The sequence below is a fragment of the Sinomonas sp. genome, assembly GCF_051955515.1.
In the GTDB taxonomy this organism is placed as follows: domain Bacteria; phylum Actinomycetota; class Actinomycetes; order Actinomycetales; family Micrococcaceae; genus Sinomonas.
On the sequence record NZ_JBQCGQ010000177.1, the window covers coordinates 25,959 to 43,696 of the forward strand.

Genomic DNA, 17,738 nt, shown 5'->3' on the forward strand with positions numbered 1-17,738 from the left:
TGTCCCCTGTGCCAAGCGAGACCACGGTATCGGCGGCGGACGACGGCAAGGTGGCGCGGAAGTGAACTGCGTGGGCTACTCGAGGACCTCCGAGGCCTCGAGCCACGCGAGTTCGAGCTCCTCCTTCTCATTGAGCAGCGCCTGGAGCTGTTCGTTGAGCCCTGCGAGTCGCGGGTAGTCCTCGGCCGCCTCCGCCATCTGCTCGTGGAGCTTGGCCTCCTGGTCGGCGATCTTCCCGAGCTGGCGCTCAACGCGGCCGAGCTCCTTCCGGGCCTGGCGCTTCTCGGCCTCGCTCGCTCCCGAGCCTAGGGCCTTGGACTGGGTCGCTGTCTGGTTCGCTGCTTGGGTCGCCGCCTGAGCCGCCGGGCCGCCGTCGCCCGCTGAATCCCCAGCGGGGACTGCTGCAGCAAGGGCCTCCTCGCGCAGCTTGAGGTACTGCTCCACGCCTCCCGGGAGGGCGCGCACGGTGCCGTCGCCCAGAAGCGCGAGCTGGTGGTCGGTGACGCGCTCTAGGAGGTACCGGTCGTGGCTCACCACGACGAGCGTGCCGGGCCACCCGTCGAGGACGTCTTCCACGGCCGCGAGCGTGTCCGTGTCGAGGTCGTTCGTGGGCTCGTCCAGCATGAGAACGTTCGGCTCGCCCACGAGCAGCCGCAGGAGCTGGAGCCGCCTCCGCTCGCCGCCCGAGAGCTCGGACACCCGCGTCCACTGCTTCTGGTTCGTGAACCCGAGCTGTTCGACGAGCTGGCCCGCGGTGAGCTCCTTGGCCCCCACGGTGAAGGTCTGGCGCTCGCGCTGGATGACCTCGATCACGCGGAGGTCCGCCACGTCGTCGAGCTCGCGCACGTCCTGGCTCAGGACCGCGGTCACCACGGTCTTGCCGCGCTTGACCCGCCCGGAGGTCGGCTGGATGTCCCCCGAGAGGAGCCGCAGGAGGGTGGACTTTCCCGCGCCGTTGACGCCCACGAGCCCCACCCGCTCCCCCGGAGCGAGACGCAGGGTGACGTTGTCGAAGAGGGGTTTCGCGCCGTCGCCTGCTCGGTCGTGGTACGCGAGGGTGACGCCCTCCAGATCGACCACGTCCTTGCCGAGCCGCGCGGTCGCCATCTTGGCGAGCGCCAGCGAATCGCGTGGCTCCGGGACGTCCGCGATGAGCGCGTTGGCGGCGTCGATGCGGAACTTCGGCTTAGAAGTGCGCGCCGGGGCGCCGCGCCGGAGCCAGGCGAGCTCCTTCTTCATGAGGTTCTGCCGCTTGCCCTCGACCACCGCGGCCATGCGGTCCCGCTCGGCGCGAGCGAGGACGTACGCGGCGTAGCCGCCCTCGAAAGGATCGACGATGCCGTCGTGCACCTCCCACGTGCCGGTGCAGACCTCGTCGAGGAACCAGCGGTCGTGGGTCACCACCACGAACGCGCCCTCGTTCGCCCGCCACCGGCTCTTGAGATGGTGCGCGAGCCACGCGACGCCCTCGACGTCGAGGTGGTTCGTGGGTTCGTCCAGCATGATCACGTCGTGCGGCTCGATGAGGAGCTTCGCGAGGGCCACGCGGCGCTTCTGGCCGCCTGAGAGCGAACCGACCTGAGCGTGCCAGTCGACGTCTTCGACGAGTCCGGCCATGATCTCGCGGATCCGCGGATTGGCCGCCCACTCATAGTCGGCCCGGTCGCCCACGATCGCCCGCCCTACGTCGAGATCGCCATCGAGCACGTCGCCCTGGTCGAGGTAGCCCACGTTGACGTCCCGGCGCTTGGTCACGCGGCCGGCATCCGGCTCGCCCCGCTGCGCGAGGAGCCTCATGAGCGTGGACTTCCCGTCGCCGTTGCGGCCGACGATCCCGATCCGGTCCCCCTCGTTGAGCCCCACCGTCACGCCATCGAGGACAGTGCGCGTGCCGAAGGAAATGCGGAGGTTCTCGCCCCCGAGAAGGTGTGCCACTACAGCAGGGTATCGCTCACGATGCGCGCGCCCGGAACCGGTCCGTGCACCGGGATCGCGGGGGTGCCGCGGCGCGCGAGGGCGTCGGCGAGGAGCGCTGCGGCCTCCGCATCCTCCGCGAGCAGTGCCACGGTCGGACCGGATCCCGAGACGAGGGAGGCCAGGGCGCCGTGCGAGTCGCCCCACCCGAGGGTGTTCCGGAGGCCGGGTGCGAGCGAGACGGCTGGCCGCTGCAGGTCGTTGAGCAGGAGGTGGCTCAGGGCGCGTGGATCCCCTGCCCGAACGGCAGCGAGGATTCCGGGCTCAACGTCGGTCGGTTCCTCCGCGTCGACGCCCTCCTCCGAGCGGAGGCGGTCGAGTTCCCGGAACACCGCCGGGGTGCTGAGCCCGAAGTCCGCGGGCACGAGGACCCAATCGAGCCGGGCGGTCGCGAGGGCGGGCGAGAGCTGGTCTCCCACTCCGAGGCCGACGGCGGCCCCTCCGAGGAGCGCGAACGGCACGTCCGCGCCGAGCTCGGCCGCGAGGTGGGCGAGCTCTTCACGGGAGAGGCCGGCGCCCCAGAGCGCGTCGCATGCGACGAGCGTGGCGGCAGCGTCCGCGGACCCGCCGCCCATGCCGCCCGCCACCGGCACGCGTTTGGTGATCTCGAGGTGCACCCCTGTGGGGTGTTCCGAGACCTCGGCCATGAGGGCCGCAGCCCGCACCGCGAGGTTCCGCTCGTCGAGCGGGATCTCGAGCTCGTCGACGTCCAGTGTGCTCTCCGGGCTCACGCTCACCGTGATGCCTGGCTCATCGCGGACGGTTGCCGTGACCTCCTCGAAGAGCGAGACCGCGAGATACACGCTCGCCACGCTGTGGTAGCCGTCGGGCCGGACCGGCCCCACCTGGAGCGAGACATTGACTTTGCCAGGGGCCTTCGCCCGTACCGATCTCCGGCCCGTGCCGCCCGCTGAACGCATGGCCCCCACGCTATCCCAGGGCCTCGCGCTGCTCGGCGATCCTGGCGAATTCCTCGATGCCGAGGGTTTCGCCGCGCGCGCTCGGGTCCACTCCGGCCGCGACGAGGGCGCGTTCGGCCGCCGGCGCTCCCCCGGCCCAGCCCGCGAGCGCGGCCCGCAGCGTCTTGCGGCGCTGGGCGAAGGCAGCATCGATGACAGCGAAGACCTCGGTGCGTGCCGCCGTCGTCCGCGGATGCTCGGCGCGCTCGAAGGCGACCAGGCCGGAGTGGATGCGGGGGGCCGGCCAGAAGACGTTGGTGCCGATCACGCCGGCCTTGCGCATGGTCCCGTACCACGCCGCCTTGACGCTCGGGATCCCGTAGATCTTGGATCCGGGCTCGGCGGCGAGGCGGTCCGCGACCTCGTCCTGCACCATCACGAGCCCGTGGCGCAGGCTCGGAAAATACTCGAGCAGGTGCAGGACCACCGGCACCGCGACGTTGTAGGGCAGGTTCGCGACAATCGCGCTGGGCTCCTGCGGGAGGTCCGTGACCTTGAGGGCGTCGGCGAGGATCAGGTCGAAGCGGTCGACGGCGCCCGGCCGCCATTTCGCGACCGTCTCCGGCAGCCGCTTGGCGAGCTTCGGGTCGATCTCGACGGCGACCACGTGGCGCGCGGCGTCGAGCAGCCCAAGCGTGAGGGACCCCAGGCCCGGGCCCACCTCGAGCACCGTCTCGTCCGGATCGAGCTTGGCCGCCGCCACGATGCGGCGGATCGTGTTGCCGTCGATCACGAAGTTCTGGCCAAGGGTCTTGGTGGGGCGGATGCCGAGCTCGTCGGCGAGCGCCCGGATGTCGGCCGCCCCGAGCAGGTGCGCGGGTTCAGTCACCAGAGCATCCTATCGGGGGCCTTAACCCGTTGCGCCGTCACGTCCGCAGGGTGTGGACCCTGCGCACGTGACGGCGCAAGCGAGAGGGGTGTCAGCTCTTGGCGGCCCAGGCGCAGCCCCACGGGGACAGGCCGGCCTTCGCGTAATAGGTGTTCGCGACGGCGATCTGCTGGGCCTTCGTGGCGAGGGAGGCATTCGGCGCGTACTGGCCGCCTCCGTTGGCCATCCAGGAAGAGATGTCGAACTGGAGGCCGCCGTAGTAGCCGTTGCCGGAGTTGATGGACCAGTTGCCGCCCGACTCGCACTGGGCGATCTTGTCCCACATGGCCTCGTTCATCATGGCCGGGGCATCCGTGCTGGTGGGCGCCGCGGTGGGTGCGGGCTTCGGCTTGGTGCCCACGAGGATCTTCTGGACCACGGGCTGCACCGTCACGTTCTGGGCGACGAGGGTGCGGCCGGCCTCGTGTCCGTCGACGGTGAGGACCTGGTAGTTCTTGACGAGCGATCCGGCGACGCCCTGCTGGACGATCTTGGTGTCGCCGACCGTGAGGTCAGGGCTGTCGGTCTTCTCGACGCTGAACGGGATGGGCTCCGTGACGGTATCGGCCTTGCCGGCGTCCACGCGCGTGACCTTGAGGACCGTGCCGCTCACGATGGGTGTGTTGGAGGGCAGCGACACGTGGTCGTTGTCCGTGAGGGTGAGCCCAAGCTCGGTGAGCAGCTCGCCCACGGTGGCGGCCGCCGTCGTCCGTGCCACGGCCTGGCCGTCGACGAGGATGGTGACGTCCTTGGGCGTGGTGATCGCCACCACGCTGCCCTCGGGCGAAAGCTGCGTCGAACCCGCGAGGGAGACCACGCTGTTCGAGGCCACGCCGAGCTGGCGCACGAGGTCGTCGACCGTGGGAACCGTGGTTTCGACCGTGCGCTGGGCGCCATCGAGCTTGACGGTCACTTCCTTGGAGCGGCTCACGGTGATGACCGAGCCATTCTGGATGCCCTGAGAAAGGGCCGGCTGGACGAGATCGCTGGGCTTGATCTCCACATTGGCGCCCCGGACCACCTGCTCGACGGTTCCGGCGAAGGTCTGGACCGTGCTGGACTTGCCGTCGATGCTGACCGTGACGGTCTTGGTGTTGGCCACGAAGGCGGTCGTGCCGAGCACGAGCGCGCCGACGACGGCGACCTGACCGGCGATTCTGAACGGCTTCGCCGTGGCGCTTTCAGCGGAGTATCTGCTCACAAGGGCCCTTACCTCGCAGGACCGGGCACGGGAGGAGCAGGACGGGGCACAAGGGGTGGGCCCGGCCCAGCGCGCGTGGCACGCAAGGGCTTTCGCGTCCGCGGGCCTTCCCCGACCCCGGCTATTGAGCCCCACCGTAATCGAAGCGTTATCAAAGGGCAAGCCAAGATTACGTTCCGGTCACGCCAGAAAGGAGCTCACTCCCAACTGCCGTAGGCCTCGAGGGTGTTCTCGGAGATGCGCGAGCAGAGCTCGGCGAGGTCGGCGTCCAGCACGTGGGCCATGCTCCTGACCGTGTACGGGACCATGTAGCTCGCGTTCGGGCGGCCCCGGTAAGGGTGCGGGGTCAAGAACGGCGAGTCAGTCTCGACCAGCACCCGGGAGGGCTCGGCGACCGCCAGCGCGCGGCGCAGATTCTCGGCGTTCTTGAAGGTGAGGGTGCCCGCGAACGAGAGGAACCAGCCGTGCTCGTTGCAGATGCGCGCCAAGTCCTCGTCCCCGGAGAAACAGTGGAAGACCACGCGCTCGGGTGCGCCTTCCTCGCCGAGGATGCGGACCACGTCGTCGTGCGCCTCCCGATCGTGGATCTGCAGGGTGAGGCCCAGCCGCTTCGCGATGTCGATGTGGCGCCGGAAGGATTCGCGCTGGATCTCGAGCGCCTCGCCATGGGTGCGGTAGTAGTCGAGGCCGGTCTCCCCGATCGCACGGACGCGCGGGTGGGCGGCGAGCTGTTCGATCTCCGCCAGGGCCGACTCGAACTCGCCGCGGGCGGCATAGCGAGGGGCGTCGTTCGGATGGAGGGCGACCGCGCCGAGGAGTCGCTCGTCGATCTCGAGCGCCTCGACGGTGAAGCGCGACGACGGCACATCGCACCCCACCTGCACCGCCCGGTGCACGCCCACGGCCTCGGCGGCATCCAGGGCTTCGCGGACACCCACCTCGACGAGCCCATCGCGGAAGTTCAAATGGGTGTGATTGTCCATCACCGGCACGGGCAGGGGCTCGGGGGCTGGCGGGTATTCGAGGCGGCGCTTGCGGCCCGATTCGTCGTGGGCTGCCCGGACTTCGCCGGCGGCTCCGCGTGGGCCCGAGTCGGTTCCCTCGGCATCGTTCCAGCGGTACGGAGCGGGGGGAAGCGAGGCACACATGCCCTCCACTGTAATTCGCGTCGCCGGCCCTTCGCCGCTGGGGCCGCCCACGTCGCGTTGTCGCGGACACGTCACGTTGTCGCGGACAAGTCACCATCTCGGCGAGCCGAAGTCACCTTCTCGCGCACAAGTCACGCTGCCGGGAACTTCTGCGCGAAGAGGTGACTGCGACCGTCTCGGGCCGAGAGTCTCGTGGACGCGAGACCCTCCCCAGCCTCACAGCGGAGGCACAGAATGACGCTGAGTCGAAGCGGCCTGTTGCGGGTAACGTGGACTCCACACAGGTGTGACGGACGTCTCCTCCCGGTCACGCCTCCGCCGGGTCGAGGGGGACGCATGGATGTGCATCACGCCGCCGGGACCGCACTCAGCCAGCTGAGCGCCGGCCCTCCACCTGCCCCCATGGCCGCGCCGCGCTTCAGCGAGACGTGCGAGCGGATCCTCGCGTCTGTGGATCAGGTGATCGACGGCAAGGCCGAGGCCTCGCGCGTGGCACTCACCGTCCTCCTGGCACAGGGCCACCTCCTCGTCGAGGATGTCCCGGGCGTGGGGAAGACGATGCTCGCGAAGACCCTCGCGCGGACGATCGACTGTTCCGTGAGCAGGATCCAGTTCACGCCGGACCTCCTGCCGAGCGACGTCACGGGAGTGTCGATCTACAACCAGGCCACCCGCCAGTTCGAGTTCCGGCCGGGTGCGGTCTTCGCCAACATCGTCATCGGCGACGAGATCAACCGGGCCTCGGCGAAGACGCAATCGGCCCTGCTCGAATGCATGGAGGAGCACCAGGTCACGGTGGACGGGACCTCGTACGGGCTGAGCGAGCCGTTCATGGTGATCGCGACGCAGAATCCGATCGAGATGGAGGGCACGTATCCCCTGCCGGAGGCCCAGCGCGACCGGTTCATGGCCCGGATCTCCATGGGGTACCCAGACGAGGCCGCCGAGATCGAGATGCTCGAGAGCCACCAGTCCGAATCGCCCCTCCTCTCCGTCCAGCCCGTCGCGGAGGCGTCCGAGGTCGCCGCCATGGTCGAGACGGTGAAGGACGTGTACGTCTCCGACCCCGTGAAGGAGTACACGGTGGCCCTCGGCAAGGCGACGAGGACGAGCGATCGCCTGCGCCTCGGCGCGAGCCCCCGCGCCATCCTCCAACTGCTCCGGGCTGCCAAGGCCCGTGCCGCGCTCGACGGTCGGGACTTCGTCCTCCCGGACGATGTCGCCGCGATGGCGCCCGCGGTCCTCACGCACCGGCTCATCCTGGACCGTCGGGCGGCCGGGGCGGGACTCACCGCAGCCGGCGTGGTGGAAGCGCTGGTCGCCTCGGTGCCGCTGCCGTCCGACGGCGCGTCCCGCCTCCGCCGGCAAGGCTGAGTCACCATGGCCCTCCCACGCTGGCGCGGATCGCCTTGGCAGGGCAAGCTCACCGCGGCCGGATGGGGCTTCGTCGGGACGGGTGCGGCGGTCCTGCTCGCGGCCCAGGCCATGGGCAGGCGGGACCTCCTTCACCTCGCAGTCTTCCTCCTGCTCGTTCCGGCCGCCGCGTGGATCTCGAACCGGCTCTTCCGTCCAGGACTGAAGGTCGACCGGGCTTCGAGTCCGCCCGTCGTGGAGGCCGGACAGCGCGCCGAGATCCACCTCACGGTTCGGCACTCGGGCGTGCTCGTGGGGCGCATGTCCATGGCGGAACTCCTTCCCACGGCGCTCGGAACGGGACCCGAATTCGGCTATCCGGGGCGAACGGTCGGGGCCGACGGCGCCAGCCGGTACCGCTACCAGCTCCTGTGCCCGCGACGCGGCCTCTACACGCTCGGTCCCGTCGAAGCCCGCTCGACCGACGTCTTCGGCGTCGCCGAGCAGCGCACCCGCATCGACGCGGGCACCCAGCTCGTGGTGACCCCAGCCCCCGTTCCCCTTGCCGCCTCCGTGCTCTCGGGGCTCCGCGGCATCGAGGGGGTCATCGCCACGCGGATGCAGGCCAATCCGTCGGAAGACGACGTGATGACGCGCGAATACCGGCACGGCGATCCCATGCGCCGAGTCCATTGGGCTGCGACCGCTCGCCATGGGGAGCTCATGGTGCGGCAGGAGGAATCGGCCACGTCGCCCGAGGCGACCATCATCCTGGACCTGCGCAAGGATGCCTTCGCTGCCTCCACAGGCCATGCGGTCCCGGCCGGGGAATGGGCTCCGGCCTCGGACGAGTTCGAATGGGCCATCAGGGCGGCCGTCTCCGTGGCGGCGCACCTCTCCGACCTCGACTACACGCTGCGGCTCCTCGACGTCGACGGGAGCCTCGCGCTCTCCCACTCCTCTTCCGCCACAGAGCCCGATGCGCCGGACTACGCCGGCAGGCCAGGCCTCGCCGCAGTAGCCGAGGGCCTGGCAGCGATCCTTCCAAGGGCTCCCGAGGCGGTCAACCACGGGCAGGCGCACGCCACCGAGGGGTTCGGGGACCTCCTGCTGGACCGCATCGAGGCTCACGGCCAGCGCGGCCCCATCGTCGCGATCCTGGGCCGCACGAGCGCCGACGATGCACGAGTGCTCGCGCCCGCGGCCGCCACCACGGAACGCGCCCTGGCCGTCGTCGTCACGGAGCGCGCCGGCACTTGCCGCGCGGCGGTGCAGGCGCTGCGCTCCGCGGGATGGCTCGCGGTGGAAGCCACTCCCCGCACCCGCGTGGACGCCGCCTGGCTGGCCCTCACCGAGGAGGTGGCCGCATGGTGACGACGGCGCCCGCACCCTCCGCTCCCCCGCCCGGCGAACCCGAGCGGCCGGTTCGCCCGCCCGAGCGGCCCGGCGAGCGCCTCGCGCGGTGGCGGCGGGGAATCGCCTGGCGGCCAGCCGCCGTCGGCCTCTGCCTTGGCGCGTCCATCGTGGGTGCCGCGCTCTCGTACGACGGCGTGCTCCGCGGCTGGGCGTGGATGTACCCGATCGCGGTGGTGGTGTTTGCGACGTCGGGGGCTGTCGCCGTCGCCCGCCTCCTCCGCGCACCGCATGTGGTGCCGTCGCTCGTAGGAGTCCTCGTCTGGGTGCTCTCGCTCTCCACCCTGTTCGCCCGCGACACCACGCTGCTTGGCGTGATCCCGACGGTCAAGACCCTCGACGCCCTGAGCGACGCCCTGAGCGAGGCGTGGAACACCATCTCCTTCGAGGCTGTCCCGGCGTCGCCGAACGTGGGGATCGTCGCGCTCATCGCGGGCGGGCTGGGCCTCACGGCAATAGTCGGCGAAGCGATCGGCGTCTCCTGCCGGATGCCTGCCGTGGCCGGAGTCGCGCCACTGTCCGTGCTGGCCGTCCCGGCCCTCTTGAAACCGGCGGGCCCCGGCGGCTGGGGCTTCGCCATCGCCGGCGGGGCCTATCTCGGCGCGCTCGCTCTGGCCCGCGCCGAGGCGGCGTCGCGACGGGCCACGAGGTCCGACGGCGCTGCGGTCTCGCCCGCGCGCGTCGCGGCGATCATCGGTGCCGTCGTGGCGTCCTCGCTCGTGGTTCCGGCCCTCATCCCCGGCTTCGACAGCGGCTCCTTCCCCGAGGGCTCGAGGCTCAAGTACTTCGGCCAGAACGTGGGGCTCAACCCGTTCATCAGCCTGGGAAGCGACCTGCGGACCGGCAATGGGGTCGGGATCATCCGCTACGCCACGGACTCGACCCAGCCCGTCTACCTTCAGACCGAGACCGTGGACTCGTTCGATGGCAGCACGTGGGGCCCCGACAACCGCGACGATCAACGGCAGTACAACCTCGACTCCATAGCGCCCGGCACGGCCCAGACGGCGCCGCTCATCACCACGACAACCGTCATCGCGACCGGCAACTTCACGAGCCCCTATCTCCCCGTCCCGTACGCGCCGATCTCGGTCACGGGAGTCCAGGGTCGCCTCGGCTGGGACCCGATCAACCTCAGCATCAAGGGCGAGCCGGGCGCCAGCCTGGGCCAGAACTACGTGGTCCGCTCCGTGGCGCCGAGCCTGTCCGCCAACGAGCTGAGCGCGGCGCGCTCTGCGCCGAGAGGCATCGGCCGGGAGACCTCTTCGGTGCCCGGCAACGTGCCTGCCCTCGTGCGGAACACGGCAGAGACCATCACGAAGGACGCCACAGGCTCCTACGCCAAGGCCCTCGCCATCCAGGCCTACCTGCGCACGTTCACGTACTCCGAGCAGGCGCCCGTCCAGCAGGGCTACGACGGAACCGGCATGGACGTCCTCGAGAAGTTCCTCGAGAAGAAGTCGGGCTACTGCATCCACTTCTCGGCGGCGATGGCGGTCATGGCCAGGCTCGTGGGCATTCCGAGCCGGATCGCGGTCGGCTTCGCGCCCGGACATCCGACGGGCGGCACGGTGGCGGTAGCGGGCATCGGGTCCCTGCCGGAGTATCAGGTGGACGCGCGCGACGCCCACGCCTGGCCTGAGCTCTACTTCGAGGGGCTCGGCTGGGTCCCGTTCGAGCCCACGCCGTCCCGCGGCGCCGTTCCCGCCTACGCCCAGACCGATTCGCCCGCTGGCACGAGCACGAACCTCGACAACATCAACGACGGACTCCGCGCCTCCCCCGGAGCCACCGCCAGCGCTGCGGCGCCGACGCCAAGCCCTTCGGCGACTGCCGCGGCCCGGTCTGCATCCTCCGAACCTGCCGCCGTGGGCTTCACGGTGGGCATCCTCGTGGTGGCGATCCTGCTCCTCCTCCCGGCTGCCATCCGCGCAGGCCAACGCAGGCGGCGCCTTGCCCGCGGCATCGAAGGGGCGTGGGAAGAGCTCGAAGCGCTCGGACGCGACCACGGGATCCCTCCCGATCCCGCCGACACCCCGCGCACCTATGCGGACCGGCTCGCCTTGTGGGAGGCCGACGACGGCGGCACCGTGCGGCAGGCGTTGACCACTCTTGCCCGCACCTACGAGCGATACGAATACGGCAGACCCGGCTATCATCCCGACGACGACGCCGCGAGATCCGCTGTGGCCACCGTCTCCCTCGCCGGGAGGGCCAGAAGCTCCCGGGTGACGCGGGCCCGCATCGCCGCGCTGCCGCCGTCGGCCTTTGCCCGACGGAAGAGCGCGAAAGGGCGCGCCCCACGTGCGGTGAAGCGCGCCCTCCCCTGGTTGCGCCGTCAGCTCCGCAGGGTGTTCACCGGGCGGAGGTGAGCCCCCGCCCCCGTTGCGCCGTCACCTTTACAGGGTGCGTGGGGGCGAGCACCCAGCGGACGTGCCGGGGCAAGCGGGGGCGGCTCAGATAGGCGGGCTAGCTGTACTAGCCCGCGTACGGGTCCGCGATGCCGATGTACTGCGTGGTCGTGTACTCCGCGATGCCCTCGGCTCCGCCCTCGCGGCCGAGGCCGGACTGCTTGACGCCGCCGAACGGCGCAGCCGCGTTCGAGATCACCCCGGCGTTGAAGCCGACCATGCCGTACTCGATCTGCTCCGCCACGCGGAACATGCGGGCGTAGTCGCGGGTGTAGAGGTACGAGGCGAGGCCGTACTCGGTCGCGTTCGCGAGGCGGATGGCGTCTTCCTCGGTCTTGAACGTTGTCACAGGGGCGACCGGGCCGAAGATCTCGTTCTTGAGGATCTCGGCGTCGTTGGGCACGTCGGCGAGGACGGTGGGAGCGTAGAAGTAGCCGTCGCCCTCGATGGGAGCGCCGCCGGTGGCCACGCGGGCACCTGACTGGACCGCCTCGGTCACGAGCGCGTGGACGTCCTTGCGGGCACCGCCGTCGATGAGCGGGCCGACCTTCGAGTCAGCCTCGGTGCCGCGGCCCGGCTTGAGCGCGGCCATGGCCTCGGAGAACTTGCGCGTGAACTCGTCCGCCACCGATTCCTGCACGAGGAAGCGGTTCGCGGCCGTGCAAGCCTCGCCCATGTTGCGCATCTTGGCGGCCATGGCGCCCTCGACGGCCTTGTCCAGATCGGCGTCCTCGCACACGATGAACGGAGCGTTCCCGCCGAGCTCCATCGAGGTGCGCAGGACGTTCTGGGCGGCGTCCGCAATGAGACGGCGACCAACCGGCGTCGACCCCGTGAAGGAGACCTTCCGCAGGCGGGAGTCCTTCAGGAGCGGGCCCGAGATGCCGGAGGCGGACGACGACGAGACGATGTTCAGCACGCCGGCCGGGAGCCCGGCCTCCTGCATGACCGAAGCGAAGAGCTGCGTGGTCAGCGGCGTGAACTTCGCCGGCTTGACGACCATCGTGCAGCCTGCGGCGACCGCCGGCGCGATCTTGCGGGTCGCCATCGCGAGCGGGAAGTTCCAGGGGGTGATGAGCAGGCAGGGGCCGACCGGCTTGCGCTGCACGAGGATCTTGTTCTTGCCCTCAGGCGTGGTGAGGTAGCGGCCGTAGTCGCGCACGGCCTCCTCGGAGAACCAGCGGAGGAACTCGGCGCCGTAGGTGACCTCTCCGCGGGACTCCGCGAGGGGCTTGCCCATCTCGAGCGTCATGAGGAGCGCGAAGTCTTCGGCGCGCTCGGTCACCAGCTCGAAGGCGCGGCGGAGGATCTCGGCGCGCTCGCGCGGTGCGGTCCGTGCCCACGAGGCCTGGACGGCGTCGGCCGCGTCGAGGGCGGCCACGGCGTCCTCGCTCGTCGCATCGGCGATCTCGAGGAGCGTCTTGCCGGTGGCGGGATCCTCGACGGCGAACGTCTTCCCGCCCGTGGCGTCCCGCCACTCACCGTTGATGAGCAGCCCGGTCGGAACTTTGGCGAGCAGCTCGGCCTCGCGTTCGGAGGTAACAAGGGTGTCAGACATCTCGGCTCCTTTCGCCGTGCGGGACTCAGCGTCGGGTCCCTGGGTTCGCGTTCCACGTTAGGCGCCAGCGACCCTGGAAGTCTACGCATGACTGCACCACAACAAAGTCCCTCTCTTGTACGAACGCACAAGGGAGAATCGCGGGATTCCGGGCTTTTCGTTGCGCCGTCATGTCCGCAGGGTCGGAACCCTGCGGACGTGACGGCACAACGGGCGGGGCCGACGCAACCGGAGGGCCGCACCGGGCGGCTCACCGGGCGGCTCAGCGGGCGGCGAGCACCGCCGCATAGAGTTCACGACGGCTCGCACCCGCGTCGGCGGCGACGGCGGCCACCGCGTCCTTCAGCCGCGCCCCCTCGGACACGAGCCCGTTGACCGCGGCCACGAGATCTTCCGCACTGACCGGCGGCGCCTCGGGCGCGCCCCCGATCACCACGGCGATCTCACCACGCACCTCGTTCCCCTCCGCCCAGTCGGCGAGTTCCCCCGCAGTGCCCCGAAGGACCTCCTCGTAGGTCTTCGTGAGTTCGCGGCACACTGCGAGCGGGCGCTCCGCCCCGAACGAGTCGGCGACGGCGCGGAGCATGGCGGGCAGGCGATGAGGCGCCTCGAAGAACACCAGCGTCCGGCGTTCGGACGCGAGCTCGGCCAGACGGGCTGCCCGCTCCCCCGCCTTCCGCGGCAGGAACCCCTCGAAGCAGAATCGGTCGGTCGGCAGGCCCGAAAGGGCCAGGGCCGTGAGAACCGCGGAGGGCCCCGGCACGGCAGTGACCGCGAACCCCTGGGCAACGGCAGCCTCGACGAGCCGATACCCGGGGTCCGAAACGCTGGGCATGCCGGCATCGGTCACGAGCAGCACGGTCCGCCCCGACCGCACCTCGTCGACGAGCTCCGGCGTCTTCGCGGCCTCGTTGTGCTCGTGATAGCTCAGAACCCGCCCGCTGGGATGGACGCCGAGGCCCTGGACCAAGCGATGGAGCCGACGGGTGTCCTCGGCAGCAATGACGTCCGCCTCTTCGAGGAGCTCGATGAGCCGGCGGCTCGCATCGCCGAGGTTGCCGATGGGGGTCGCCGCGAGGACCACACGCCCCGCGCCCGGCTCTGATTCACGCACCCGCCCAGACTACGCCGGTAGCATGGGCCGGGATGAGCGCCGCCACCGACACCCGCGAGCCGCAGCTCGGCTGGAACACCCGCCGCCGGTGGGTCATCGCCCCGCCCCCGCGCTCGCGCGTGGCGTCGGAGCTGCGGGAGCGACTCCTTGGCCCTCTCGATCCCTGGCGCGACTGGCCGCGCCTCCAGCGGATCCTCTACTGGGCCATCCCCCTGGGCACCGCGCTCATCGCAGGGATCCTCCGTTTCACCGATTTGGGCCGGCCGCATGCCCTGATCTTCGACGAGACGTACTACGTCAAGGACGCCTACTCGTATCTCCAGTCCGGCTATGAGCGGACTTGGGGCGACAACGCCAATCCCCAGTTCCTCCTGGGGAACTTCAGCGGCCTCGAGTCCTCCCCCGAGTACGTGGTGCATCCGCCGGTCGGGAAGTGGATGATCGCTTTCGGCATGTGGCTCTTCGGCCCGGAGAACTCGTTCGGCTGGCGCTTCTCCTCGGCCCTGATCGGCACGCTCTCCGTGGCGCTGACGGCGTGGGCGGCCTACAAGCTGTTCCGCTCGGCGGTCCTCGCCGGCATCGCGGGGCTGCTGCTCGCCGTCGACGGCCACCACATCACGATGTCCCGCATCGGCATCCTGGACATCTTCCTCTCCTTCTGGCTTCTGGCCGCCTTCTGCGCTCTCCTCAAGGACCGGGAGGACGGACGACGGCGCCTCGCGGCCAGGCTGGGCAGGCTCGCCGGTCCCGACGGGCGGCTGTCGACGGCGGTGCTCGCCTCCGGCCCTTGGCTTGGCATCCGCTGGTGGCGCGTCGCGGCCGGTGTCTGTCTTGGCCTCGCCGTCGGCGTCAAGTGGTCGGGACTAGCGTTCGTCGCCGCGTTCGGCCTGCTCACTGTGCTGTGGGACGCCAGCGCCCGGCGCACGGCGGGCATCCGCTCCTGGCTGAGGGCCGCCGTCGTCCGTGATGCCCCGCTTGCTTTCGCGAGCATCGTGGTGATCGGCGGCGCCGTGTACCTCTCGACGTGGACGGGCTGGTTCCTCTCGTCGGACGCGTATTTCCGGCATTGGGCGGAGGCCAACCCCGATCCGGCCTGGTCGTGGGTACCTGCCTCGCTGCGGTCGCTTGCGCACTATCACCTCGAGGCCTACGCCTTCCATACGGGCCTCACGGCGAGCCACCCGTACGCCGCGAGCCCGTGGAGCTGGCTGGTACAGGGCCGGCCCACATCGTTCTACTACGTGGAACCGGCGGGCGGCTGCGGCGGGGACCGCTGCAGCTCGGCCATCCTCTCGGTCGGCAACCCGCTGATCTGGTGGTCAGGCACGATTGCCCTCGCTGTCGCGGTCCTCGTCTGGGCCGGCCGGCGCGACTGGCGAGTCGGCGCTCCGCTGGCCGGGATCGCGGCGGGATACCTGCCGTGGTTCCTGTACCCAGACCGGACGATGTTCGCGTTCTACGAGGTCTCGTTCGAGCCATTCTTCGTGCTGGTCCTCGTGTACGTGCTCGGGCACATCCTCGGCCGGCCCGAAAATCCCCCGTGGCGGCGGCAGGCGGGGCTGCTCGGCGTGGGGATCTACCTCGTGCTCGTGGTGGGCGTCTCGGCGTACTTCATGCCCATCTGGACGGCGGAGAACATCACCTATCTCGACTGGAGGCTCCACATGTGGATGCCGAGCTGGGTGTAAGGCAGGCAGAATGAGCGAACGGAGCGGGATCCCCGAGAGCAGCACCCAGGACGACGGGAGGCACCACGCAGTGGAAACCGGCACGAGCCGGGAGGCACAGGCTCAGCCCCTAGCCCCCTCCCGCCCCGACGAAGCGAACGTGACGTCCCTCCTGCTCGAGCGGGCCGCGGCGACCCCGGAGCGCGCGGTCTACGCCCGGCGCGTCGGTGCGTCCTGGGAGTCGGTGACGGCGGACGGGTTCCTCGAGCAGGTGCGCTGGCTCGCCCGGGGACTCATCGCGGGCGGTCTCGGGCTCGGCGACCGCGTGGCGATCCTCTCGTCCAGCACCTATGCGTGGTCGCTCGCGGACTTCGCCATCTGGTACGCCGGAGGCGTGACCGTCCCGATCTACGAGACGGACTCGCCGAGCCAGATCGAGTGGATCCTCAGGGATTCCGGGGCGAGCAGAGTCTTCGTTGCGCCCGAGCTCGAGGCAACCGCAGTACGCGTGATCGACGGCTCCCCCGAGCTCGCAGAGCGGCTCATCGCCGTAACGTCGCTCGTGGTCGAGGGCGAGGGATCAACGCTCAGCAGTCTCGCCGGGCCGGGGCAAGGCGTGAGCGATGCCGAGCTCGAGCGCCATCGCTCGGCCGCCCGACGCGACTCCCCGGCCACCGTCGTCTACACTTCCGGCACCACTGGCCGGCCGAAGGGCTGCCTCATCACGCACGGCAACTTCCTCGCCCTCGCGGACAACCTCATCCCCCATCTCCCCGATCCACTCGGGGCCCCGGATCCGCGCACCGTGATCTTCCTGCCCCTGGCCCACGTGCTCGCCCACGCCGTCCAGGTCGTGTGCCTCGCCGCCGGCGTGACGGTCGCCTACAGCTCCCCATCGGAGCTCCTGAGCACCTTGCGCAGCTTCAGACCCACGTTCCTCCTCGGTGTTCCGCGCATCTTCGAGAAGGTCTATTCGGGCGCCTATGAGCAAGCCCTTGCCTCGGGCCGCTCGGGGCTGTTTGTCCGCGCCGCGACAGTCGCGCGGGACTACTCCGCGGCGCTCGACGACGCAGCCGCCGGCCGCGGCGAAGGCCCCACACGCGGCCTTCGACTCAAGCACGCCGTCTTCGACCGCCTCGTGTTCGGCCGGATCCGGGCCATCTTCGGCGGTGCGCTCACCACGACAGTCTGCGGCGGTGGACCCCTGAGCCCCCAGCTGGCGCACTTCTTCCGCGGCATCGGGGTTCGCCTGATCGAAGGCTACGGCCTGACCGAGACCACGGGCCCCTGCACGGTCAACACCGCGGACGCCGTGCGCGTTGGCACCGTGGGGCGCCCGGTTCCGGGCACGTCGATCCGGATTGCCGACGACGGCGAGATCCTCGTCCGCGGCGTCGGAGTCTTCGCCGGGTACACCGGGGAGGCGTCCGACGGCGAACCGACCCTCGACGCGGACGGCTTCTTCCCGACCGGGGACCTCGGGACCCTCGACGACGACGGCTTCCTCACCATCACGGGTCGCAAGAAGGACGTCCTCGTCACGGCTGGCGGCAAGAACGTCGCGCCCGAGCCCCTCGAGGAGCGGGTGCGGGAAAGCCCGCTTGTGGCCCATGCGATCGTCGTCGGCGACGGGCGGCCCTTCGTCGGCGCGCTCGTGATCCTCGATCCCGAGGGCCTCGCGACGTGGTGCGGTGAACGGGGACGTGCGCTCGCGGTCGCGGCCGCGGGTTCCGATCCGGAGGTCCTCGCCGTGATCCAGCAAGCGGTGGACGCCGCCAACGCCTCGGTCTCGCGGGCGGAGAGCATCCGCAAGTTCGTCGTCGTCGACCTCGATCCGACGGTCGCCTCCGGGCAGCTCACGCCGTCGCTCAAGCTGCGCCGCGACGTCGTCCTCGCGGCGTGCGGTGACGCGATCGAGTCCCTCTACTCCTGAGTCCCACGGTTGCGCGATTCCCCCCAGTCGCGCGATTCCCCCCAGTCGCGGGGGGGGGGGGGGGGGGGGGGGGGGCGGGGGGGGCCGCGGCGGCGGCGCCGGCGGCCGCGCCGGGGGGGCGGGGGGGGGGGCCGCGGGG

General features: G+C 70.6%; 12 protein-coding genes. 5 read left to right on the forward strand and 7 right to left on the reverse strand.

Annotation, left to right across the window (positions count from 1 at the left end; translation table 11 throughout):
• Positions 1–75 precede the first annotated feature (75 nt).
• From ACTHL9_RS10015 to ACTHL9_RS10035, 5 genes are all read right to left on the reverse strand, one after another.
• Positions 76–1,935 (reverse strand): ABC-F family ATP-binding cassette domain-containing protein, encoded by a 1,860-nt coding sequence (locus tag ACTHL9_RS10015; protein ID WP_440518780.1) that lies wholly within the window; start codon positions 1,933–1,935, stop codon positions 76–78.
• The gene (locus tag ACTHL9_RS10020) at positions 1,935–2,894 is read right to left on the reverse strand and encodes a 4-(cytidine 5'-diphospho)-2-C-methyl-D-erythritol kinase (protein WP_440518782.1); all 960 of its coding nucleotides are present in this window, start codon (positions 2,892–2,894) and stop codon (positions 1,935–1,937) included. Before ACTHL9_RS10020 ends, ACTHL9_RS10015 begins: the two co-directional genes overlap by 1 nt.
• A gap of 10 nt (positions 2,895–2,904) precedes the next feature.
• Positions 2,905–3,762, reverse strand: coding sequence for a 16S rRNA (adenine(1518)-N(6)/adenine(1519)-N(6))-dimethyltransferase RsmA (rsmA, locus tag ACTHL9_RS10025; protein WP_440518784.1), 858 nt, complete (start codon positions 3,760–3,762; stop codon positions 2,905–2,907).
• 91 nt (positions 3,763–3,853) lie between these two features.
• Positions 3,854–5,002 carry a transglycosylase family protein gene (locus tag ACTHL9_RS10030; RefSeq protein ID WP_440518785.1) on the reverse strand — a complete coding sequence of 383 codons (1,149 nt, stop codon included), beginning with the start codon at positions 5,000–5,002 and terminating at the stop codon, positions 3,854–3,856.
• Between the two features lie 197 nt (positions 5,003–5,199).
• Positions 5,200–6,150 carry a TatD family hydrolase gene (locus ACTHL9_RS10035; protein ID WP_440518786.1) on the reverse strand — a complete coding sequence of 317 codons (951 nt, stop codon included), beginning with the start codon at positions 6,148–6,150 and terminating at the stop codon, positions 5,200–5,202.
• 336 nt (positions 6,151–6,486) lie between these two features.
• On the opposite strand from ACTHL9_RS10035, the gene ACTHL9_RS10040 reads away from it, so the two are divergent.
• The 3 genes from ACTHL9_RS10040 to ACTHL9_RS10050 are packed head-to-tail and all read left to right on the forward strand — an operon-like array spanning position 6,487 to position 11,288.
• Positions 6,487–7,524 carry an AAA family ATPase gene (locus ACTHL9_RS10040; protein WP_440518787.1) on the forward strand — a complete coding sequence of 346 codons (1,038 nt, stop codon included), beginning with the start codon at positions 6,487–6,489 and terminating at the stop codon, positions 7,522–7,524.
• A 6-nt stretch (positions 7,525–7,530) separates the two neighbouring features.
• Positions 7,531–8,877 carry a DUF58 domain-containing protein gene (locus tag ACTHL9_RS10045; RefSeq protein ID WP_440518789.1) on the forward strand — a complete coding sequence of 449 codons (1,347 nt, stop codon included), beginning with the start codon at positions 7,531–7,533 and terminating at the stop codon, positions 8,875–8,877.
• Positions 8,871–11,288: a transglutaminase TgpA family protein gene (locus ACTHL9_RS10050; RefSeq protein WP_440518791.1), complete on the forward strand. Its 2,418-nt coding sequence runs from the start codon at positions 8,871–8,873 to the stop codon at positions 11,286–11,288. The genes ACTHL9_RS10045 and ACTHL9_RS10050 overlap by 7 nt, the downstream gene beginning before the upstream one ends.
• Before the next feature lie 106 nt (positions 11,289–11,394).
• On the opposite strand, the gene ACTHL9_RS10055 is transcribed toward ACTHL9_RS10050, so the two are convergent.
• Together ACTHL9_RS10055 and rsmI are read right to left on the reverse strand one after the other, a co-directional pair.
• Positions 11,395–12,885: an NAD-dependent succinate-semialdehyde dehydrogenase gene (locus tag ACTHL9_RS10055; protein WP_440518793.1), complete on the reverse strand. Its 1,491-nt coding sequence runs from the start codon at positions 12,883–12,885 to the stop codon at positions 11,395–11,397.
• Between the two features lie 262 nt (positions 12,886–13,147).
• Entirely contained in the window at positions 13,148–13,999 is an 852-nt protein-coding gene (rsmI, locus tag ACTHL9_RS10060; RefSeq protein ID WP_440518794.1) for a 16S rRNA (cytidine(1402)-2'-O)-methyltransferase, read from the reverse strand.
• A gap of 32 nt (positions 14,000–14,031) precedes the next feature.
• Between rsmI and ACTHL9_RS10065 the strand changes: the two genes are divergently transcribed.
• Both ACTHL9_RS10065 and ACTHL9_RS10070 read left to right on the forward strand, forming a co-directional pair.
• Entirely contained in the window at positions 14,032–15,687 is a 1,656-nt protein-coding gene (locus tag ACTHL9_RS10065) for a dolichyl-phosphate-mannose--protein mannosyltransferase (RefSeq protein WP_440518795.1), read from the forward strand.
• A gap of 10 nt (positions 15,688–15,697) precedes the next feature.
• Positions 15,698–17,599, forward strand: a complete 1,902-nt coding sequence (locus ACTHL9_RS10070) for an AMP-dependent synthetase/ligase (RefSeq protein ID WP_440518796.1) — start codon at positions 15,698–15,700, stop codon at positions 17,597–17,599.
• Positions 17,600–17,738 lie beyond the last annotated feature (139 nt).

Coding starts and splice junctions, on each gene's coding strand:
- ACTHL9_RS10055 (WP_440518793.1), bottom strand. CDS start 12,885: ATGTCTGACACCCTTGTTACCTCCGAACGCGAGGCCGAGCTGCTCGCC.
- ACTHL9_RS10050 (WP_440518791.1), top strand. CDS start 8,871: ATGGTGACGACGGCGCCCGCACCCTCCGCTCCCCCGCCCGGCGAACCC.
- ACTHL9_RS10035 (WP_440518786.1), bottom strand. CDS start 6,150: ATGTGTGCCTCGCTTCCCCCCGCTCCGTACCGCTGGAACGATGCCGAG.
- ACTHL9_RS10045 (WP_440518789.1), top strand. CDS start 7,531: ATGGCCCTCCCACGCTGGCGCGGATCGCCTTGGCAGGGCAAGCTCACC.
- ACTHL9_RS10040 (WP_440518787.1), top strand. CDS start 6,487: ATGGATGTGCATCACGCCGCCGGGACCGCACTCAGCCAGCTGAGCGCC.
- ACTHL9_RS10065 (WP_440518795.1), top strand. CDS start 14,032: ATGAGCGCCGCCACCGACACCCGCGAGCCGCAGCTCGGCTGGAACACC.
- ACTHL9_RS10070 (WP_440518796.1), top strand. CDS start 15,698: ATGAGCGAACGGAGCGGGATCCCCGAGAGCAGCACCCAGGACGACGGG.
- ACTHL9_RS10020 (WP_440518782.1), bottom strand. CDS start 2,894: ATGCGTTCAGCGGGCGGCACGGGCCGGAGATCGGTACGGGCGAAGGCC.